The organism is Bradyrhizobium sp., from assembly GCF_019242285.1.
Taxonomy (GTDB): domain Bacteria; phylum Pseudomonadota; class Alphaproteobacteria; order Rhizobiales; family Xanthobacteraceae; genus Bradyrhizobium.
This window is the reverse complement of record NZ_JAFAVV010000554.1, coordinates 1-5,555: the sequence shown is the minus strand read 5'-3', so window position 1 is coordinate 5,555 and position 5,555 is coordinate 1. Positions and strand designations below refer to the sequence as shown.

General features: G+C 64.5%; 4 protein-coding genes and 1 tRNA gene. 4 read left to right on the top strand and 1 reads right to left on the bottom strand.

All coding sequences use genetic code 11. From position 1 onward, the window contains the following. Positions 1-224: 224 nt before the first annotated feature. Positions 225-749, top strand: a complete 525-nt coding sequence (locus JOY90_RS22490) for a cupin domain-containing protein (protein WP_291693312.1) — start codon at positions 225-227, stop codon at positions 747-749. A 38-nt stretch (positions 750-787) separates the two neighbouring features. On the opposite strand, the gene JOY90_RS22485 is transcribed toward JOY90_RS22490, so the two are convergent. After that, positions 788-1,327 (bottom strand): DNA starvation/stationary phase protection protein, encoded by a 540-nt coding sequence (locus JOY90_RS22485; RefSeq protein ID WP_291693311.1) that lies wholly within the window; start codon positions 1,325-1,327, stop codon positions 788-790. A 113-nt stretch (positions 1,328-1,440) separates the two neighbouring features. Between JOY90_RS22485 and JOY90_RS22480 the strand changes: the two genes are divergently transcribed. The 3 genes from JOY90_RS22480 to carB all read left to right on the top strand — a co-directional run. Next, on the top strand, positions 1,441-2,172 hold the full coding sequence (locus tag JOY90_RS22480; RefSeq protein WP_291693310.1) for a class I SAM-dependent methyltransferase: 732 nt from the start codon (positions 1,441-1,443) through the stop codon (positions 2,170-2,172). A gap of 54 nt (positions 2,173-2,226) precedes the next feature. Then, positions 2,227-2,302: transfer RNA gene (locus JOY90_RS22475), tRNA-OTHER, on the top strand. A gap of 290 nt (positions 2,303-2,592) precedes the next feature. Then, the coding region (gene carB / locus JOY90_RS22470) for a carbamoyl-phosphate synthase large subunit (protein ID WP_291693309.1) at positions 2,593-5,555 on the top strand (2,963 nt) is incomplete at its 3' end.

The following is a 5,555-nucleotide window of genomic DNA, read 5'->3' as shown; positions in this document are numbered from 1 at the left end:
TCGCTTCGATCCCGAACGGGATCTGGTGCGAGAACATGGGGCTGCTCGACGATCTCTGGGTCGATCCGCCCGCGATCAAGGACGGCATGATCACGGCGCCGGAGCGGCCCGGCCACGGGCTCAAGTTCAAGGAAGAGTTGACGAAGTTTCGGATCTAGCCGCGGAAGGAACGCCAGAGACGGCAGCCCGTTTAGTCGAGGGTTCTTCGTGAGAAGGAGAAATTCATGTCCGCCGTCCGCGAAAAAATCGAGCCCGTGCCGATCGTCTTCGCCGACGACGGCCTGGTGCCGAACAACCCGATGCCGTTCCTGGTCTACAAGGACGCGATCGTGCTCGATCGCAATGCGCCCGAGGCAAGCATCGAAAAGCTGTTCGCGGCTCATGGTTGGGGCGCGATGTGGCGGAACGGCGTCTACGATTTCCTGCACTATCATGCGACCGTGCACGAGGTTCTCGGCATCGCGCGCGGCCACGCCCGCGTGCGCTTCGGCGGCGACAAGGGCAAGGAACTGGAGATATCGGCCGGCGACGTCGCGGTCCTGCCGGCCGGCACCGGGCATCAATGCATCGCGGCCAGCGATGACTTTTCCGTGGTCGGCGCCTACCCGCCGGGGCCGTCGATGGATTTGCAGCGCCCGACGCCGGAGAACCATGCGAAGGCGCTGAAGACGATTCCCGCGGTGAAGCTGCCGCCAAGCGATCCTGTGATGGGGAAGGATGGGCCACTGACGCGGTTGTGGAAACGATGATGCTGTCTTCCCTTCTCCCCTTGTGAGAGGGTGAAATCTCACCCCGCGTTGCTGCCTTCCTGGCGGCTCGCCTCGAACAGGAACCAGGTCCGCCGCTCGGTCTCGTCGATGAAGGTTTCCAGCAGGCCGGCGGTGCCGGAATCCTCGTTGTCGTCGCAGAGTTTGTGCGCCTTGCGCATGGCGGCAGCCATGTGCTTGTTGTCCTCCATCAGTTCGCGCAGCATCTCGCGCGGCGGGACGTAGTCGTCGTCATTGTCCTTGATGGTCTGCAGCTTGGCAATCTGCCCGACCGACCGCACCGTGATGCCGCCGAGCTTGCGCACCCGCTCGGCGAGCTGGTCGGTGGTGGCGAAGATCGCATCCGACTGCTCGTCCAGCATCAGATGGTAGTCGTGGAAATGGCGGCCCGAGACGTGCCAGTGAAAATTCTTGGTCTTCAGGTAGAGCGCGAAGGCATCGGCCAACAACGTATTGAGCGCCGCCGAGATCTTATCCACCGCGGCGGAGGACAGATCGGTGGGCGTGTCGAGATCGGGCGAGGTTTTGTCGGACTTGTTGTCGGACTTGGTTTTGCTCACGATGCACCTTCCTGTTAGGAACCGAGCGATAGACAGGGGTTGGAGAAGCGATTAACGCATCATATGGGCGCCGGTTCCTCGCCCGGAACCCTGTTTGCCGGACCGTTATAGCCATGAACGATTGGATCGATTACTACGATTCCACGCATACGATTTATGCGAGCAAGCGCCATCGCGATCTTCATTTCGAGGTGATCGCGCGCGACATCATCGGCTACATCACGACCCCGGATGCGGTCGTGCTGGACTATTCCTGCGGGGAAGCGCTTTCGGCCGCCAAGGTGGCGGAAGCCTGCGGCATGCTGATCCTGGCCGAGCCCGCCCCGGGCGTGCGCGGCCGGCTGATCGCGCGGTTCGCCCCCAACCTCAAGATCCGGGTGCGCTCGCTCGACGATCTCCGCAACATGCCGGAAGCAAGCGTCGATCTCGCCGTGATGAACTCCGTCGCCCAATATATGACGGCGGAGGAGCTGGATTGGGCGCTCGCGGTGATTCATCGCCTGTTGAAGCGCAACGGCCGCCTGGTGCTGGGCGACGTCCTGCGACCCAGGGTTGGCATGGCGATCGATGTGCTCGCGTTGCTTCGCTTCGCGGCCAGGCATCGCTTCCTGAAGGACGCACTCACCGGATTGATCTCGACGGCGCTGTCCGACTACCGGGAGTTGCGCAGACGGCTGGGCCTCAAGCGGTACAGCGAGGCGGACATCACGGCGAAGCTCGCCAGGGCCGGCTTCGATGCCACGCGGGCCTCCCACAATATCGGCCACAATCCATGGCGGATGACCTTCGAGGCGCGCCACACCTTCAAGCTGCCGGCCCAAGATCAAGACGAGGATCAGGATTAGGGTTAACTCCAACAAGCCGTGGCTCGCAAACGCGTGATCGTCCATGAAGCCAGTGGCCCGGTGGCGGAAGCGTCCACGCGAGGACGGTGCAACGTCCTTCATCCTGGTTCAAGTCCAGGCCGGGCCTCCACGCTTCGCCCTGCGGGCTACGCGTGGCGCAGCCACGCAGGACCGGCGGAGCGAAGCGTGTCCGGCGTAGCTCGAAGAGCGAAGGCGGACTGTCCGGTCGCTTACCGCCCGTCCGCCCCAGACCGCAAAATTGCCGGTTGATGGCGCCGCCAAGGGCCTTTCGCGGCTGCGAAATCTGGTCTAAAGCAGCGGCGCGCGAGGGGTAGGCCGCGCTCTGGTCCAGGATCTGGCCAAAGGGACGCGCGGCAGGCGCGCCCTTTTTTTGTGCCCTTTTTCCGCCCGTGAGACTTGATGCCCAAGCGAACCGACATCTCCACCATCCTGATCATTGGCGCCGGTCCGATCGTGATCGGCCAGGCCTGCGAGTTCGACTATTCAGGCACCCAGGCGGTCAAGACGCTGAAGGAAGAGGGTTTTCGCATCGTCCTGGTCAATTCCAACCCGGCCACGATCATGACCGATCCGGAGCTGGCGGATGCGACCTATATCGAGCCGATCACGCCGGAAATCGTCGCCAAGATCATCGAGAAGGAGCGTCACGTCGTCCCGGGCGGCTTTGCCTTGCTGCCGACCATGGGCGGCCAGACCGCGCTGAACTGCGCGCTGTCGCTGCGCCGCCAGGGTACGCTGGAAAAGTTCGACGTCGAGATGATCGGCGCCACGGCCGACGCCATCGACAAGGCGGAGGACCGCCAGCTCTTTCGCAACGCGATGGAGAAGATCGGGCTGCAGACGCCGAAATCCCGGCTCGCCAACGCCTCTGCGCTGAAGAAGTCCTATCGCGACAAATATCAGGCCGAACGGGAAAAGCTGTCCGGCGCGGCGCTCGACGAACTCGAGCGGCAATGGCTGCTCGGCGAGAACGAGCGCCGCAAGCGCTACCAGCAGCAGGCGCTCGCCGAAGCGCTGATGGCGCTGTCGGAGATCGGCCTGCCCGCCATCATCCGCCCGTCCTTCACGCTCGGCGGCACCGGTGGCGGTATCGCCTATAACAAGGAGGAGTTCCTCGACATCATCGAGCGCGGGCTCGACGCCTCGCCCACCAACGAGGTCCTGATCGAGGAATCGGTGCTCGGCTGGAAAGAGTTCGAGATGGAGGTGGTGCGCGACAAGAAGGACAATTGCATCATCATCTGCTCGATCGAGAATTTCGATCCGATGGGCGTGCACACCGGCGATTCCATCACGGTGGCGCCGGCGCTGACGCTCACGGACAAGGAATACCAAATCATGCGGGACGCCTCGATCGCGGTGCTACGCGAGATCGGGGTGGAGACCGGCGGCTCCAACGTGCAGTTCGGCATCAACCCGACCGACGGCCGCATGGTCGTGATCGAGATGAACCCGCGGGTATCGCGCTCCTCGGCGCTGGCCTCGAAGGCGACCGGCTTCCCGATCGCCAAGGTCGCCGCCAAGCTCGCGATCGGCTACACGCTCGACGAGATCGCCAACGACATCACGGGCGGCGCGACGCCGGCCTCCTTCGAGCCGACGATCGATTATGTCGTCACCAAGATCCCGCGCTTCGCGTTCGAGAAATTCCCGGGTGCGGCGACCACGCTGACCACCTCGATGAAATCGGTCGGCGAGGTGATGGCGATCGGCCGCACCTTCCAGGAGAGCCTGCAGAAGGCGCTGCGGGGATTGGAGACCGGGCTGACCGGGCTCGACGAGATCGACATCGAGGGGCTCGGGCGCGGCGACGACAAGAACGCGATCCGCGCGGCGCTGGGCACACCGACACCGAACCGCCTCCTGCAGGTCGCGCAGGCGATGCGGCTCGGCTGGTCGAACGAGGACATCTTCAATTCCTGCCGGATCGATCGCTGGTTCCTGTCGGAGCTGCGGGGCATCGTCGAGATGGAAGACAAGGTGCGCAGGCACGGCCTGCCGCAGAACGCCCACGGCATGCGGACGTTGAAGGCGATGGGTTTCTCCGACGCGCGCCTGGCGGTGCTTTCGGAGACCCACGAGGCCGACATCACGGCCAAGCGGCAGGCGCTGGGCGTGCGCCCGGTGTTCAAGCGCATCGACACCTGCGCGGCGGAGTTCGCCTCGCCCACCGCCTACATGTACTCGACCTACGAGGCTCCCTTCGCCGGCGAGCTGGCCGACGAGAGCCAGCCGTCGGACCGGAAGAAGGTCATCATCCTCGGCGGCGGCCCGAACCGGATCGGCCAGGGCATCGAGTTCGACTATTGCTGCTGCCACGCCTGCTTCGCGCTCGACGACGCGGGCTACGAGACCATCATGATCAACTGCAATCCGGAGACGGTGTCGACCGACTACGACACCGCCGACCGGCTGTATTTCGAGCCGCTGACGGCCGAGGACGTGCTCGAGATCATCGACACCGAGCGCAGCAACGGCACGCTGCACGGCGTCATCGTGCAGTTCGGCGGCCAGACGCCGCTGAAGCTGGCACGGCCGCTGGAAGCCGCCAACGTGCCGATCCTCGGCACCTCGCCCGACGCCATCGATCTCGCCGAGGACCGCGACCGCTTCAAGCGCGTGCTCGACAAGCTGCATCTGAAGCAGCCGAGGAACGGCATCGCCTATTCGGTCGAGCAGGCGCGCCTGGTCACCGCCGATCTCGGCCTGCCGCTGGTGGTGCGGCCCTCCTACGTGCTCGGCGGCCGCGCCATGCAGATCATTCGGGAGGAGAACCAGCTCTCCGATTATCTGCTCGGCACGCTGCCGGAGCTCGTGCCCGCCGACGTCAAGGCGCGCTATCCGAACGACAAGACCGGGCAGATCAACACCGTGCTCGGCAAGAATCCGCTGTTGTTCGACCGCTATCTGTCAGATGCCACCGAGATCGACGTCGACTGTCTCTCCGACGGTCGCGACACCTTCGTGGTCGGGATCATGGAGCACATCGAGGAAGCCGGCATCCATTCCGGCGACTCCGCCTGCTCGCTGCCGCCGCACTCGCTGGACCAGGCGATGATCGCGGAGCTGGAGCGGCAGACCCACGCGCTGGCGCGCGGCCTCGACGTGGTCGGGCTGATGAACGTGCAATACGCCATCAAGGACGGCGAGATCTACGTGCTGGAGGTCAATCCGCGCGCCTCGCGCACGGTGCCCTTCGTGGCCAAGGTGATTGGCACCCCCGTCGCCAAGATCGCCGCGCGGATCATGGCCGGCGAGAAACTCGCCGACTTCCAGCTCAGGAAGCGCGAGCTCAAGCATGTCGGCGTCAAGGAATCGGTATTCCCGTTCGCCCGCTTCCCCGGCGTCGATACCGTGCTGGG